Origin of the sequence: Pseudoalteromonas sp. SD03 (genome assembly GCF_040937955.1) — a bacterium.
Classification (GTDB): domain Bacteria; phylum Pseudomonadota; class Gammaproteobacteria; order Enterobacterales; family Alteromonadaceae; genus Pseudoalteromonas; species Pseudoalteromonas tetraodonis.
The window spans coordinates 462,187-477,418 of record NZ_CP162515.1; the positions used below are offsets into that span (position 1 = coordinate 462,187).

The 15,232-nt window shown below is 38.0% G+C and carries 13 protein-coding genes; 4 read left to right on the forward strand and 9 right to left on the reverse strand.

From position 1 onward, the window contains the following. Positions 1-395: 395 nt before the first annotated feature. The 7 genes from ABZP26_RS18485 to ABZP26_RS18515 form a co-directional block, all read right to left on the reverse strand. Positions 396-2,045, reverse strand: coding sequence for an amino acid ABC transporter ATP-binding/permease protein (locus ABZP26_RS18485; RefSeq protein ID WP_016899618.1), 1,650 nt, complete (start codon positions 2,043-2,045; stop codon positions 396-398). Next, positions 2,029-3,756 (reverse strand): thiol reductant ABC exporter subunit CydD, encoded by a 1,728-nt coding sequence (gene cydD, locus ABZP26_RS18490; RefSeq protein ID WP_368485646.1) that lies wholly within the window; start codon positions 3,754-3,756, stop codon positions 2,029-2,031. Before cydD ends, ABZP26_RS18485 begins: the two co-directional genes overlap by 17 nt. Continuing rightward, complete coding sequence (cydB, locus tag ABZP26_RS18495; RefSeq protein ID WP_016899620.1) at positions 3,757-4,758, reverse strand: cytochrome d ubiquinol oxidase subunit II; 1,002 nt, start codon at positions 4,756-4,758, stop codon at positions 3,757-3,759. It abuts the gene before it with no gap. A 3-nt stretch (positions 4,759-4,761) separates the two neighbouring features. Next, entirely contained in the window at positions 4,762-6,159 is a 1,398-nt protein-coding gene (locus ABZP26_RS18500) for a cytochrome ubiquinol oxidase subunit I (protein ID WP_016899621.1), read from the reverse strand. A gap of 241 nt (positions 6,160-6,400) precedes the next feature. Continuing rightward, positions 6,401-6,979 carry a DUF3365 domain-containing protein gene (locus ABZP26_RS18505; protein WP_368485647.1) on the reverse strand — a complete coding sequence of 193 codons (579 nt, stop codon included), beginning with the start codon at positions 6,977-6,979 and terminating at the stop codon, positions 6,401-6,403. 55 nt (positions 6,980-7,034) lie between these two features. Next, positions 7,035-7,904, reverse strand: coding sequence for an MBL fold metallo-hydrolase (locus ABZP26_RS18510; RefSeq protein WP_138687052.1), 870 nt, complete (start codon positions 7,902-7,904; stop codon positions 7,035-7,037). Positions 7,905-7,965: 61 nt separating this feature from the next. Next, positions 7,966-8,616 carry a peroxiredoxin gene (locus tag ABZP26_RS18515; RefSeq protein ID WP_016899624.1) on the reverse strand — a complete coding sequence of 217 codons (651 nt, stop codon included), beginning with the start codon at positions 8,614-8,616 and terminating at the stop codon, positions 7,966-7,968. A 262-nt stretch (positions 8,617-8,878) separates the two neighbouring features. Here ABZP26_RS18515 and ABZP26_RS18520 point away from each other — a divergent pair, with 262 nt between their 5' ends. After that, positions 8,879-9,400 carry a rhodanese-like domain-containing protein gene (locus tag ABZP26_RS18520; RefSeq protein WP_058155756.1) on the forward strand — a complete coding sequence of 174 codons (522 nt, stop codon included), beginning with the start codon at positions 8,879-8,881 and terminating at the stop codon, positions 9,398-9,400. A gap of 46 nt (positions 9,401-9,446) precedes the next feature. Continuing rightward, positions 9,447-9,893, forward strand: coding sequence for a hypothetical protein (locus ABZP26_RS18525; RefSeq protein WP_138687053.1), 447 nt, complete (start codon positions 9,447-9,449; stop codon positions 9,891-9,893). Positions 9,894-10,250: 357 nt separating this feature from the next. Here ABZP26_RS18525 and yegQ read toward each other — a convergent pair whose 3' ends face one another. After that, positions 10,251-11,639, reverse strand: coding sequence for a tRNA 5-hydroxyuridine modification protein YegQ (gene yegQ, locus ABZP26_RS18530; protein ID WP_024602632.1), 1,389 nt, complete (start codon positions 11,637-11,639; stop codon positions 10,251-10,253). A gap of 155 nt (positions 11,640-11,794) precedes the next feature. Then, complete coding sequence (locus ABZP26_RS18535) at positions 11,795-13,120, reverse strand: methyl-accepting chemotaxis protein (RefSeq protein WP_368485648.1); 1,326 nt, start codon at positions 13,118-13,120, stop codon at positions 11,795-11,797. 270 nt (positions 13,121-13,390) lie between these two features. On the opposite strand from ABZP26_RS18535, the gene ndk reads away from it, so the two are divergent. Both ndk and ABZP26_RS18545 read left to right on the forward strand, forming a co-directional pair. Then, the gene (gene ndk, locus ABZP26_RS18540) at positions 13,391-13,822 is read left to right on the forward strand and encodes a nucleoside-diphosphate kinase (protein ID WP_008111339.1); all 432 of its coding nucleotides are present in this window, start codon (positions 13,391-13,393) and stop codon (positions 13,820-13,822) included. A gap of 183 nt (positions 13,823-14,005) precedes the next feature. Then, complete coding sequence (locus ABZP26_RS18545; RefSeq protein WP_010389431.1) at positions 14,006-15,136, forward strand: bifunctional tRNA (adenosine(37)-C2)-methyltransferase TrmG/ribosomal RNA large subunit methyltransferase RlmN; 1,131 nt, start codon at positions 14,006-14,008, stop codon at positions 15,134-15,136. Positions 15,137-15,232 lie beyond the last annotated feature (96 nt).

Here is a 15,232-nt window from a genome sequence, read left to right on the forward strand (position 1 = left end):
TCGTATTTAGGCAAGGCAGAGCCTATGTGGTGTGGTTATTCCCCATAAATAGGCGATAACGCAGCATCAATGCCAAACAGGCGCTGCCCGAAGGGTTCTGCCTAGGAACGATTTACTCTTTGTTGCCTACATGGATGTAGGTAAGGGGCGTGAGCAGGACGCGGAAGCTTTGCTTGGTTTTGACTTAGCCCACTAGGTTACAAACCTCGCGCCGCGATTAAACCGCCCCTAGTTTGAACAAATTTTAATCCGCAAAGGTCAACAGACCCTAATATCTAACCTTGAGTTATAGAGCATTTCGACTTATTCAATTAAATATTAACTTTAAGTATAGACTTCATTCAAAACTTATACTTGTCAGTCATCAAAAATCAACAAGTTAAAATTTACATAAATTAATCAAGCGATATTACTAAATCAGCAGTTTTATTCCTTAAAAATTGAGGGGTTTCATGAGTTAACAACACAATTGTTTTTTTAGCTAACCAAGGAGCCATATTAGCCCATACTCGACACGCCATTGATTCATCAAGATTACTAAAGGGTTCATCTAAAACAACTAGTTCAGGGCTTCGAAGTAATAATCTTGCCAAACAAATACGTCTTGCCTGTCCGCCAGAGACAATACCTCCGGTTTCACCCAACCAATAATTTAAACCATCAGGTAAATTAATCGCCCAATCGTATAGCTCTACTGTTTTTAGAACTGACCAAATATCACCCTCTGAAATGCCATCTAAACCTAATATTAAATTATAACCAAGTGTTCCTGAAAAAATGGCATCACTTTGAGGTAGGTAGCTCACTTTTTTATACCAACTATTAGATGCTATCTCTTGCAGGTTTATTTGGTTAATGTAAACACCTCCATGAGCTGAATCAATGCTTTCAATACCCATTAACAAATTAGCAAACGTTGATTTACCAGTACCAGAGCGGCCAATAATTGAAACACACTGGGTCTGTTTTATAGATAAACTAAGAGGCGTATCTAAGCTTTTAGCTATTTTATTATGATTTTTTATATCAATTTGAATATCGCTTAGGGACTTAATCTCTTTGTATTTACTTGATGGATTAGAACTGGATAAAGCTGCTAGTTTTGTCGCAGCAAAAGAAGTCTGCCCCCAAGAGCTAAAATGGTTAGGTAAACTTTGAATAACCTCATAGGTGCCTATCAGCATCATTACGAGCATAATTGCTTGTGCTTCACTTATCAGCTGTTCATTAACTGCAAAAAAAGCACTCACAACCACAACAAACAATGCAATATTTAATAATGAATCAAAAATTAGCTGAACATTAGCAATTCTTGCATTCAGCTGTTCTTGCAAAGAGTTAAATAACGCCAATTCGTCAATGATAATCTGCTCATGATGTTGCATTAGCCCTATTGACTTTAGCTCAAATGCGCCACTTAAGTGCTCAATTATTTTTTGCCTAAACTGGTCCATCATACTGGCATATTTATATGAAAGCTTAGCTGTAAACTTGGTTGTTATTGCAATTACTGAGGTAATACTAAATAGTAAAAACAAAGCAAAATACAATGCAAAGTCCAACCAAATAAAGCCAGTAAATACAGTTAATATAGTGATCAGTAATACTGAAATAATTGGCGGGACAATATAACGAAGAAGTAAACTATCAAGTGAATCTAAGTTAACCGTTAGCTTACTAAGCCATTCGCTATCAGAACGAGCTCTCAACTGCTCGATGGTTGATTTTGAAAGGTTATTAAAAAGAGATAATCTAAAAACAGATATTAATCTTAAAATAGTATCGTGGTTGTAAATTCTTTCTATATACCGAGAGATCGTTCTACTTAATGCAAAAAAACGAATACCGGAGCCTGGTATATATAAATTTAATATAGAAGTAATGCCCAAGCCTATTGCAATACCAGTTAATGCAGTTGCTGTGATAAACCAGCCCGATACCATTAATAAACTCACACCTGAAATAACAGTTAATAGAGCCCAGAAAACACCTAAAAATAGACGTTTTTTTTGACTTTGGTATAAAAGTTTAAACCAATACTTCATTGTCATCCTCTGTGCTTGTTATTGATAAATCTAAATGGGCATCAGCAATATTCAAAAGTAATGGGTCGTGCGAGGCGACAATTAATATATGCTCTTTTTTAAGTATTTTAAGCGCACTGATAATATATTTTTTACTCAATCTATCTAACTTAGAAGTGGGTTCATCTAATAAAATCAATGGTGCTGGGTTTAATAATACTCTTGCAATACTAATACGCTGAATTTGCCCGCCAGATAAACCTTGCCCATGTTCGCCAATAAGAGTATTCAAACCCGTGTGTTTTTGTAATAACTCTTTATCAAGACCAACAATTCGAAGCGCATCAAACATCTGCTCTTTTGTGGCATTAGGTGCTAACGCTTTTAAATTATTAAAAACGGTGTCATTTTTTATCCACCCTCTTTGAGGCAAGTACGCAATGGGTGCTGCTTGCGGATAAATACTCATGGTGCCCGCTATCGGTGCTGTATATCCTGCAAGTGTGTTTAAAAGTGTTGACTTACCTGCACCCGAAGGCCCCGTAATACTTAACATTTGTGCTTGTTGTATATCAATATTAATTGTATGAGGAAGTGGTAACTTCTGGTTGTATCCAATGACTAAGTTTTGCAATCTAACCGCAATGTGTTGCTCTGAATCACTATCAGATGCACTTAATTTATAATACTTATTACTTGTAGTGCTTTTTTCATCACATGCATCGCTATCAAGCAATAAGACAAGGTTATTAGCAGAGCCTAAAGCAGTCGCTCTGTCATGGTAAAATGCGGCTAAATTTCTAAGTGGTTGAAAAAATTCAGGTGCTAAAGTAAGAATTGCCAACCCTGAAAATAAAGTAAGACTGCTTGCAGGTCCCCAATCGATTGACCCATATAAAGAAAAGCCAATATAGATTGCCAAGCTAGCAATCGCGACACTTGTAAAAAACTCTAATACCGTTGAGGATAAGAATGCTAGCTTAAGCGTTTTCATTACAACGGTTCTGTAACCTTCACTATTAACTTTAACCTCATCATAAATTGCACTTTCTGAGCGCAATAATTTAATATAATCAAGATTTGCCACTCTATCTAAAAAATGACCAGCTAAACGCTGACGGATCAATGAATACTTCTGATTAACTTTTTCCGCGCCCATTCCCACCAAAATCATAAATAACGGGATAAGAGGCGCAGAAATAAGTAAAAGCAATGCCGATAGCCAATCAAGCCAAGCGATAACGCTTAATATTAAAATAGGAGATATAATAGCCAAATTTTGCTGCGGCCAATATCTAGAGAAGTAACTATCCATAGACTCAACTTCTTCTACCCATTGAGCTGCAGAGGCCCCTGCAGAGTGTTTTTTTAACACCAAAGGGCTCGACATACGCCATTTAGCTAAAATTGATAGCCGAATATCATTTCTGATCAGCACACTGGCTTTTTGACTCAAATGAACTTGTAGTCTTGTAAACAATGGCTGGCCGATTAATGAACCAAAGAGCAATATATAGGAGCTATAAAAGTCATTTAATTGTGCTTTTTCAATAAATAGGCTGTGTGCTAAATAGCTAAAAGTAACCCACTGAATTAAAAGAAGTAACGTAGAGGCTGTTCCTGACAATACAGCCGCATAAAGTAAAAATGACTGTTTTTTACTGTAGCGTTTTAAAAACAGCTTGCCAGTGAGAGCTGGACTCTCACTGGCGGGTTTATTTTTTTTAAGCATCTAGTGGTAACCAGTATCCTTAACTTTTCCTCTAAATACCCAGTAACTCCAGCTTGTATAACCTAATACAATAGGAATAACAAAAAGAAACCCTATAAGTAAAAATAACTGTGAATTATACGACGAAGCAGCGTCCCAAATTGTAAACTTAGGTGGGACAATATATGGCCATTTACTGGCTAATAAGCCTATGTAACTAAACAAGAAAATACCCATTGTTGCTACAAACGGCATACCGTCACTTTGCTTTTTAACTGAACGATAAACAACGTAAGCACAATAAATCACTAAAACAGGAATTATCCATAACAAGCTTATCTCATCAAACCATCTGCTCATAACGCTGTCATCGATGTAAGGGGTATAAACACATACAATTGCAAACATAACTAAAAATGCGACTAGTAATTTTGGCGTAATTTTATAAGCCCACTCTTGTACTTCACCATCAGTTTTCATTATGAGCCAAGTACTTCCCAATAATGCATAACCTACAACCAATCCTAATCCGGTCAATATGGTAAATACACTTAACCAATCAAGCGGGCCACCAGAATACACAAAACCCTCTGTTTCAAAGCCCTGTATATAAGCACCAACGACCGCTCCTTGAGCAAATGAGGCAACAATAGAACCTACTGAGAATGACCAGCTCCATAAATGTTTTGACGTTTTTGCTTTAAAACGAAACTCAAATGCAACTCCTCTAAAAATCAGTCCAGCCAGTAATAAAAAAACACCTATATATAGTGCAGGTAAAAAAACAGAATAAACCAGTGGAAATGCCGCAAGTAAACCCGCACCACCAAGTACTAGCCAAGTCTCATTTCCATCCCAGACAGGGGCGACTGAATTCATCATTTTGTCGCGTGCTTTTTCGTTTGGGGCAAAGGGAAATAAAATCCCCTGCCCTAAGTCAAAACCATCCATTAATACATACATCATGATCCCAAAACCAATAATGCCTGCCCAAATAATGGTTAAATCAAATGGTTGTTCCATAATTTATTCCTTTTCATCGATAGCAACATGTGCTGCAGAAAACGGACGCATAGGGCGCTCAATTTCATCCATCTCATGTGGTGCACTCGCCTTTTCTATTCCGCCTTTAAACACTTTTAATAAGTAGTAAACACCAGAGCTGAATACGAGTGAATAAACGATGATATACCCAACTAAAGTAAATAGTGCCATACCGCCGGTTAGTGAAGGGGTTAGTCCTTGCGCATGGGTCATTTGACCATAAATCAACCAAGGCGCTCTGCCAGTTTCTGTTACTATCCAACCAGCTAAAACAGCAAAAAACGGGCTTAAACTCATTAATCTTAAGCCATTTAAAAATAAAGGCGATTTATAGTACTGTCCTTTTCTTCTTAAGATTAAGCCCCACAATGCAAACCCTATCATTAAAAAGCCAAGCGCAACCATGATTCTAAACGACCAAAATACAATAAATACTGGTGGCTGCTCTTCTTTGGACACTTCTTTAAGGCCTGGTACTTCACCATCCCAGTCATGAGTTAAAATGAAGCTGGCTAGTTTTGGAATTTTTACTTCAAAATGATTTGTTTGCTCTTCTTTATCAGGTATTGCAAATAGTAACAGTGGAACACCTTTTTGTGTTTCCCAGTTACCTTCCATTGCAGCTACTTTCATAGGCTGATATTTAAGTGTGTTAATTCCATGAAAATCACCTACAAGCGCTTGTGCCGGAGCTAAGAAAAGTAAAAACCATAATGCGATTGAAAGCGCTTTTCGGTTAGCTTCAAACTCTCTGTTTTTAAGCAGGAACCATGCGCTTACGCCTGCTACAACCAATGCCGCAGTTAAAAAAGAAGCCAAAGCCATATGTAGAAAGCGATATCCAAACGAGGGAGTAAACAATGCCTCAGACCATGAAGAAACATGATAAATGCCATTTACTAATTCTAATCCCTGAGGCGTCTGCATAAGGGAGTTAGCTGCAAGTATCCAAAAAGAAGATATAAATGTACCTAACGCAACCATACAGGCGGCGAATAGATGAACACCTTGTGGCACTTTATCTCTACCGAATAATAGTACACCTAAGAAGGCAGCCTCTAAAAAGAACGCAGTCACAACCTCGTAACTCAGTACTGGACCCAAAAAGTTTGCGGTTGCATAGGAGAAGTTACTCCAGTTAGTTCCAAACTGAAAGGACATGACGATACCGGATACAACACCAATACCAAATACGACTGCAAAAACTTGAATCCAAAATTTAGAGAGCCTTTGCCATATTGGATTACCCGTTTTAAATGATAAGAATTCAAAGCCAGCAATTGTGCTTGCCAAGCCTATAGTGAAGACAGGGAATATTGCATGGAAACACACAACAAACGCAAACTGTATTCGAGATAGTAAAAGTGGATCTAGTTCCATATCCATTCCTAATATTTTAAAAATTACGCTCTGATCTATTGACCTTAGCAGAATAAAATTTATTTAACTCACCAGTAATTCATAACAGTAAAAGGCTTTTAATAGTCTTTATTCCATTTTAATATATGCACCTTAAATTTTAATATAAGGATTATATTTGATCTGATCAAAAAATCAACTCTCAAATAAAATATATAATAAAAAATTCATTGTGCTAATACTAACCTCAGTACTGTTTACATTAATTAGTTGCTTTTAATTGTTTTATTAGTGTAAACGCGCCGCGAATATCACCCACATTAAATCCAATTGCTTTATCTTCAGGGTAATAATGCTGAATAACTTTTTTGACTTCAGGTTTGACTGAGGAGCCATGACAAGCCAAGCACAAACCGCCGGTTGGTATCGCTTTCATGTAACGAAAACTTTGTTCATCGTAACTCGACTTTGCCAATGTATTAACCTCAATACCTTGTTGTTTGAGTTTTTCAAAATCAATCAGTGTTTTTAGCTCCCATTGATCAGCCGTATTGCTGGTGTTTCTGGTGCGTAAGCTAGTACGACCAACAGACCAACCGTCAGTTGACAACTGCTCAGCTATTTTTGGTGCCTGCTCACTACACACTTTAACACCAGCGCTGAGCCCTCCTTTATTGATAGCTGACTTTAACTGCGACTTTAAACTGCTCGAGAATTCTTTTATTCGCTTTTGTGCTTCTTGCTCCAATACACTTTTATTATTTTCACCAAGTGATGTTGAATTTACAGCTAAAGGAGTAAAACCCATGATTAAAATTAAAACTAAGTAGTTTTTTAACATTACTCTTCCCTCTGAGCTCTTGTAAAATAGATTAACTATAAAAGTAGCTATAATTTTAAAGCTGATTTAGTGGTACTTTTAAATAACTTACACCGTTATTATCTGCAGGTGGAAAATTACCAGCCCTCACATTAAGTTGAATTGCAGGCAAAATAAGGCGCGGCATAGATAGCGTTTTATCACGTGTTTCACGCATTTCTATAAATTGCTCTTTTATTACGCTATTGTTGGCATGGATATTAGACTCCTTTTGCTCTTTAACCGTTACGCTATGGCGATAATCTCGATCTTCGTTTGGGTAGTCATGGCATACTTGAATCGTTGTTTCATCCGGCAAAGCCAATACTTTTTTTATCGAGTCAAAAAGCTGTGAACTGCTCCCACCCGGAAAGTCACAACGCGCAGTTCCAACGTCCGGCATAAAAATTGTATCTCCAACAAATACAACACTTTCATCAATTAAATACGCCAAGTCGGCAGGTGTATGCCCAGGTGTATGCATTACTCGGATAGTAAGTTCACCTATATGAAATATTTCACCATCTTTAAATAATTTATCGAACTGAGTTCCATTTGGTAGAAATTCTTTTTCTAGGTTAAATAACGTTTTAAATGTTTTTTGGACCGTTTTAATATGTTCACCAATCCCAATTTTTGCACCAAATACCTTTTTGAAGAATGGAGCACCTGAAATATGATCAGCATGTGCGTGGGTTTCTAGCACCCACTCAAGATTTAGCTCATTTTTCTTAATATAATTCGCTATTTTCTCAACCCCCTCCTCTGAAGTGCGGCCAGACTTATAATCGAAGTCCAATACAGGGTCTATGACTATAGCTTTCTTTGTCTGTTTATCAAAAATGACATAGCTAAATGTTTCACTGTCTTGATCAAGAAATTCTTGTATCTCATAGTTTGTTTTCATAAATATTCCCTCGAAGTTAGCCCAAGGAGAAATCCTTGGGCTAACGTTTCATTAAACAGTATTAAAGAGATTTTTTACTAAAGTACCAATCAACGTAATCGTATCCTTTATCTTTACGACCAGCAGCGTCTTCAACGGTATGCGGTGGTGGTACAATAACTGGTTCGCCTTCTACCCAATTCTCTGGTGTAGCTACTGAATTTTCATCACTTGTTTGTAGTGCTTTAACTAAACGTAAAAATTCATTTACTGAGCGACCATTACTCATTGGGTAATAAACCATCGCTCGCATTACCCCCTCAGGGTCAATGATAAACGTAGCTCGTACAGCTGCAGTATCGCTTGCACCAGGTTGAACCATGCCGTAAGCATGAGCCACTTCCATTGAAAGATCTGCAATAATTGGGAAAGGTATATTCACACCAAAGTTTTCTTCAATGTTACGTACCCAAGCAATATGCGCATGAATACTGTCAATCGATAAACCTAATAATTCAGTATTCATCGCTGAAAACTCTTCTGCTGCATTTGCGAAACCCATGAACTCGGTAGTACATACCGGAGTAAAGTCTGCTGGATGCGAGAAAAGCACTAACCACTTACCTTTGTAATCTTCAAGTGTACGATTACCATGAGTTGTCTTCGCATTAAATGCAGGTGCTGGCTTGTTTAATTGTGGGAACTGTAATTGTCTTTCATTTTGTTCAGTCATAACATTCTCCTAATTGATGTTTATCGTTTTGACAAGATCAATATCGCATAAGCATATAACTAAAAGCAATATCAAAAAACAGATTAACTTAATCAATATTATCGATGAAAAAGTAAGCTTTAAGAGTTAAAAAAGATTACCAACCTCGAAAAGTAAAACTCAATTTTATAAATTTAGTAAAGTATTCACCTTTTATATTAGAACAATCTAATATAAAGTACAGCTTGTTCTAAATAATTTTATTTCATGAGGAAATTAAAAAATGCAACCAAAAGAAATATCTGCAAATGAAGCTTTCATGTTAATTGAAAGGGAAGATGTAGGAATAATTGATGTTCGTGAACCAGCAGAACACATGACTTCACACATAGAGGGCTCTGAATTACTCCCTTTGAGTAAACTAAAAGGAGAAGATATTAAACATGAGAAAAGCGCTTATATAATATATTGCCAAAAAGGCGGTCGTGGTAAAAGTGCGTGTGAAAAGTTACTTGCCCATAACCCAGATTTGAATATATACAATATCAGCGGAGGCATAAATGAGTGGGTCAATGAAGGATATAATGTTCGTAAAGGTGAAAAATCAATTTTGCCACTAGATCGTCAAGTTCAATTATCTATAAGTACTCTAATTTTAGTGTTCTGTGCTCTTTCTTTAACAATTTCGACCGCTTTCATTTGGCCAATAATATTTATTGCAGCAGGCTTGTTTGTTGCTGGCGCAACCGGTTTTTGTGGTCTAGCAAGAATTATAGCATTGATGCCGTGGAACCAGAGAGTGTAATTAAAAACAAGTGCCCTCAATTACTGAATTAAAAAAGGTAAATTTTATGCGAATATTAACAGTCATCTTATTATTGGCTTCTACTATTAGTTTCAGTGCTTTTGCAGACGATAATAAGGCAGGCACTAAACCTAAGCTTTTATCATTTATAACATCTGACAACACACAAACTCAGTTAATGGGTATGGTTTTATCATTACAAGCTTTAAAACAAGGTGCTGAGGTCAATATCCTTTTATGTGGGCAAGCCGGCGATATTGCACTGATCGATGCTCCTCAATCAGTTTTAACACAGCTAAAGCCTAAAAATATGAGCCCACAAAGCTTAATGAAAAACATTATAAAAATGGGGGGAACAGTTCAAGTTTGCGCTCTTTATCTACCTAATAAAGGTGTTAAAAAAACTGATTTGATTGAAGGTATTACCCCTGCTTTACCTCCCCACATAGCTAAAAAAATGCTTGATGCTGAAACAAAAGTCATATCATTTTAATCACTGTGAGTAACTGATTCAGGCATTACGATTCGTATTGTCCTGAATCAACATAAATCTAGAGCGTGTAGATCCTCCAAGCTCTATTCTATTAGAAGCTATTCATGCTAAGTGTGTTTAGCTTTTTATACTGTTCTAATATGGTTATGTGTTTTCAAATTTTTTAGTTAGTGCAATTTGCTTTTTTGAGCCGTTTTTAAGATACTAAGTAAGTGCTGACGAGTTACGTAAAATCGTAGCACAAACCATAGCACGACAAAGTAACAACCTGTTTTTAAAGACTTTAATTGAAAACCTTATAACTGTCACAGTTAATGCATTTGCTGTTTATAAGTAAAGCCATGATTAAACTCTCTATTATGAAACAGCTTGTTTGAAAGGATTGCGGGTGTCTTGGTTTTCATCCAAGTTGCGCATAAGTATCGCGTGCTCTAAATCAATGTTGTCAGGCAGTGGAATTTTTACGATATGGCCTGAGCCTTTAGCATCAGTAATGCTTTCGCCTTTTTTGTTTTCCATACATTCAAGCACAAAGCTAATATTACCTTTTGGCGTCATTAATTCTAATGAATGGCCAACGCAAAATTTATTTTTTACATCTATTTCAACCAAACCATTGGCATTACGCCCTAGTACTTCGCCTACAAATTGCTGCTTGGTAGATACAGAGTGACCGTATTCGTAATTTTGATAATCTTGATGGGCGTGGCGTTTTAAAAAACCTTCGGTATAACCGCGGTGTGCAAGGTTCTCAAGAGTTTTAAATAAATCAGCATCGAATGGTTTACCTGCAACCGCATCGTCAATCGCTTTACGGTATACCTGTGCGGTACGGGCAACATAATAAAATGACTTAGTACGCCCTTCTATTTTTAGGCTATGCACCCCCATTTTTGTTAGCTGCTCTACGTATTGCACGGCGCGTAAGTCTTTTGAGTTCATGATATAAGTGCCGTGCTCGTCTTCAAATGCAGGCATATATTCACCCGGGCGACCTTGCTCTTCTAGCATAAATACATCGTTACTTGGTGCGCCTTCACCTAACGTAGGTATAACCGTTTTAGGGTCAATTTTATGTACCATTTCACCGGTTTCGTTTTCTGTACCAGGTTTAACATCATACTCCCAACGACATGCATTGGTGCAGGTGCCTTGGTTGGGATCGCGTTTATTAATATAGCCTGAGAGTAAACAACGCCCTGAATAAGCCATACACAGTGCGCCATGCACAAATACTTCTAGTTCTGTTTCTGGGCACAGAGCACGAATTTCGCTGATTTCTTCAAGCGATAGCTCGCGAGACAAAATTACCCGCTCAATACCTTGTTTTGCCCAAAACTGTACGCTTGCGTAGTTCACTGCATTGGCTTGAACCGACAAATGAATTGGCATATCAGGCCATTTTTCACGTACTAGCATAATTAACCCAGGATCTGACATGATCAATGCATCCGGTTTCATAGCAATCACCGGCTCTATATCACGTAAATACGACTTAACTTTTGCGTTATGCGGGGCAATATTCGACACTACATAAAACTTTTTATTCAGCGCATGTGCTTCGTTAATCCCTATTTGTAATGTATCTAAATCAAATTCGTTATTGCGCACTCTTAAACTGTAACGCGGTTGGCCGGCATAAACCGCGTCGGCACCATAGGCAAAGGCATAACGCATGTTTTTTAAGCTGCCTGCGGGGCAAAGTAATTCAGGTACAAATAAGGTTGAAGAAGAAACAGCTGACATGTGCGCTCCATACATCGAACCGGGTTCAAGCCGGTTGCATGAATAATTAAGGGAAATAAAGCGCGCAAGTATAATGAGATGGCAAAAGAGAAACCTTGATCAAGATCATCAAAATTTCTCTTCTGCGCTAATAAATGAAGAGCTGTAAATTTAAGTTATTTTTTACTGCTTAATTGGTTCGAGAATTGACTAACGGCATCAACAACTTGTTGCGCGCCTTTTTTAATATCACTCATTACATCACCAGATTCTTTGGAGAGCGCTAGACCTTGTTGCGCTTTATTTTTACCTTGCTCAATTACTGCAACGGTTGATTGAGTTAAATTTTGGTTTTGCTGTACAACATCCACGATTTCTTCGGTAGCTTTACTGGTTCTGGAGGCAAGTAAACGCACTTCATCAGCCACCACCGCAAATCCACGGCCTTGCTCGCCTGCACGCGCGGCCTCAATAGCCGCGTTAAGTGCCAATAAATTAGTTTGATCAGCAATACTGCTAATGCTCTGCACTATGCTCGCTATCAGTTGCGACTGTTTATCTAATGCTGAAATTTCTTGAGCAGCTTGCTCCATTTGTACCGACAATTCGTTCATAACCTGAACTGTTTTTTGTACCACTTCAGCACCTTTATCCGCGTTATTATCAGTTTCGATAGAAGTGCCATGCGCAATACTCGCCGCTTGCTCTGTAGCCAGTTCTCTTTCTACTTGGTCAGTGATCACTGTGGCAAATTTAACTACTTTATAGAGCTCATTTGCTTCATTAAAAATCGGATTATATGAAGCCTCTAACCAAACTACATGGCCGTGTTTATCAATACGTTTAAATCTGCTCGCAATAAACTCGCCATTACGCAAACGTTGCCAGAAGGCCTGATACTCTTTACTACTCGCTTCTTGTTCGTCACAAAACATACCATGATGCTTGCCCACCACGTCTTGTCTTGAATAACTCATACTTTTTAAAAAGTTGTCATTAACACGTAGAACTATACCCTGAGTATCAAACTCAATAACCGCTGTTGAACGATGCAATGCTTTGATTAAATCTTCGTTCTCTCTTGAACTCTCAATTATTTGTGTAAGCACAGTGCAATGCAGGGTTAAATACTCTAACTGACCTTGCTCGTTTTTTATAGGATGTAAAATGCAGCGTAACCAATCTCGTTGTCCGTTTGGGTGGGATACTTGGATAGCGCCGGCAAAATGTTCTACTTTACTTAGCGCTTTTTGAAAGGCATGAAAATCCGCGTTATTTCTAGCATTTTCAGGAATGAAGTCTAAAATATTTTTATTAATTATTTTGTTATTTGAGTAGTTAAACTCTCGCTCAAAATTTTTATTTTGTCTTAAAATAGCACCTTGCTTATCAAGCTCTAACACCAGCATTTCACTGTCTAAGCTTTGCTTAACCTGCTCCCTTACAGAAAGCTTACTTTGTAAATCAGCGATTTGATTTTTTAAAGATTGGTTAAAAAACATATTGTTACCTTAGTGTTTAAATGTATCGGCATGCATATTGAGTCTATAAAAAGTGTACTATGAATAAAAAGTCTCACCACTTAAACAAAAGTATAGCTCATGTTTATAAACACATAGTAAACGTAAAAACATTGTTTTTAGTTCATAAATCGGGGTTAGCAAATTAAAAAAAGCAAGCAAGGTAGAATAAATTAGGTTTTTTTGACTAAAACGCGTATAATTCGCGCCCGTTAATATTCAACCTTTTATTTAAATTATTGGAGCACAAAGATGGCTTTAGAGCGTACTTTTTCAATCGTAAAACCTGATGCAGTTGCTAAAAACCACATCGGCGCAATCTACAACCGTTTCGAAACTGCAGGTCTTAAAATCGTTGCAGCTAAAATGGTTCACCTTTCACAAGAGAAAGCTGAAGGTTTCTACGCTGAGCACAGCGAGCGTCCTTTCTTTGGTGCTTTAGTATCTTTCATGACTTCTGGCCCAGTAATGGTTACCGTTCTTGAAGGCGAAAACGCTGTTCTTAAAAACCGTGAAATCATGGGTGCTACTAACCCAGCTGAAGCACTAGCGGGTACTTTACGTGCAGACTACGCTGATAGCATCGACGAAAATGCGGTTCACGGTTCTGACGCTGTTGAATCTGCTGCTCGCGAAATCGCGTACTTCTTCGCTGACGAAGAACTTTGCCCACGTACTCGTTAATTCGAGTTCACAGCTAACCCTGTGATGCAAAGTATGAAAAGGGCTTTCGAGCCCTTTTTTAGTTATTACGTAAAGTATTAACCGTTTATTTATGATGTTTTACTTAATGATTATAGTGGATGAATTGTGTACAATTCGCCCTTGTAAATTTTTACCATCACCGCCACCGATTGAGGTTGTTACATGACCGAGCAAAAAAAGATTAACTTATTAGATTTAAACCGAGATGCAATGCGAGAGTTATTTGTATCATTCGGTGAAAAGCCATTTCGTGGCGATCAGGTGATGAAATGGATTTATCATTTTGGCGTAGATAATTTCGACGAAATGAGCAACGTAAACAAAAAGCTAAAAGAAAAGCTTAAAAATGAGTGTGAAATCGTTGCACCTGAAATTTCAGTTCGCCAGCAAGCCAGCGACGGTACAATTAAATATGCACTCGTACTTGAGGGCGGCCAAGAAGTTGAAGCTGTTTGGATCCCAGAAAAAGATCGCGCCACATTATGTGTATCGTCTCAAGTGGGCTGTGCACTGGAATGTACTTTTTGCTCAACGGCACAACAAGGCTTTAACCGTAATTTAAAAGTGTCTGAAATTATTGGCCAAGTATGGCGTGTAGCCAAAGACATTGGCCTTGATGGAAACAGTGAAAAACGCCCTGTCACTAACGTCGTTATGATGGGAATGGGCGAGCCGCTACTGAATGTTAAAAACGTAGTCCCGGCGATGGAGCTGATGATGGACGACTGGGGCTTTGGTTTATCTAAGCGCCGCGTTACATTAAGTACCTCGGGTGTAGTACCTGCCCTTGATTTATTAAAAGAAAAAATAGACGTAGCACTGGCTATTTCACTTCACGCTCCTGATAACGCACTGCGTGATATTTTAGTACCGATCAATAAAAAGTACCCAATTGAAGAATTTTTAGCGGCCTGTCGTCGTTATATTGATGGCTCAAAAGCCAATAAAGATGTCACCATTGAATACGTTATGCTTAATGGCGTAAACGACAGTACCGACCAAGCACATGAACTGGTTAAAACGCTAAAAGGTACGCCATCTAAGGTAAACCTTATTCCGTTTAACCCGTTCCCAGGTAATGAGTATACGCGTTCAAGCAACAGCCGAATTGACCGTTTTTCAAAGGTATTACAAGCTGCGGGGATTACCTGTATTGTTCGTCGTACACGAGGGGACGACATTGACGCTGCCTGTGGTCAGTTAGCTGGCGATGTGGTTGATAGAACAAAACGTATGGCTAAAAAGAAAATGCGTGATGACAATGCAATTGCAGTAAATATTCACCAAGCCTAACTAAGTAACTCTGTGCCTTTGTGCCTTTGTGATAAATTGTTTATTTTTAAATAAATGATGCAACACAAAGGCTTTGAGGTAAGATAGAGGCTATGG

Bases quoted from the DNA above. Each gene is read 5' to 3' on its own strand.
- ABZP26_RS18485 (WP_016899618.1), bottom strand. From the start codon at position 2,045: ATGAAGTATTGGTTTAAACTTTTATACCAAAGTCAAAAAAAACGTCTA.
- cydD (WP_368485646.1), bottom strand. From the start codon at position 3,756: ATGCTTAAAAAAAATAAACCCGCCAGTGAGAGTCCAGCTCTCACTGGC.
- cydB (WP_016899620.1), bottom strand. From the start codon at position 4,758: ATGGAACAACCATTTGATTTAACCATTATTTGGGCAGGCATTATTGGT.
- ABZP26_RS18500 (WP_016899621.1), bottom strand. From the start codon at position 6,159: ATGGAACTAGATCCACTTTTACTATCTCGAATACAGTTTGCGTTTGTT.
- ABZP26_RS18505 (WP_368485647.1), bottom strand. From the start codon at position 6,979: ATGTTAAAAAACTACTTAGTTTTAATTTTAATCATGGGTTTTACTCCT.
- ABZP26_RS18510 (WP_138687052.1), bottom strand. From the start codon at position 7,904: ATGAAAACAAACTATGAGATACAAGAATTTCTTGATCAAGACAGTGAA.
- ABZP26_RS18515 (WP_016899624.1), bottom strand. From the start codon at position 8,616: ATGACTGAACAAAATGAAAGACAATTACAGTTCCCACAATTAAACAAG.
- ABZP26_RS18520 (WP_058155756.1), top strand. From the start codon at position 8,879: ATGCAACCAAAAGAAATATCTGCAAATGAAGCTTTCATGTTAATTGAA.
- ABZP26_RS18525 (WP_138687053.1), top strand. From the start codon at position 9,447: ATGCGAATATTAACAGTCATCTTATTATTGGCTTCTACTATTAGTTTC.
- yegQ (WP_024602632.1), bottom strand. From the start codon at position 11,639: ATGTCAGCTGTTTCTTCTTCAACCTTATTTGTACCTGAATTACTTTGC.
- ABZP26_RS18535 (WP_368485648.1), bottom strand. From the start codon at position 13,120: ATGTTTTTTAACCAATCTTTAAAAAATCAAATCGCTGATTTACAAAGT.
- ndk (WP_008111339.1), top strand. From the start codon at position 13,391: ATGGCTTTAGAGCGTACTTTTTCAATCGTAAAACCTGATGCAGTTGCT.
- ABZP26_RS18545 (WP_010389431.1), top strand. From the start codon at position 14,006: ATGACCGAGCAAAAAAAGATTAACTTATTAGATTTAAACCGAGATGCA.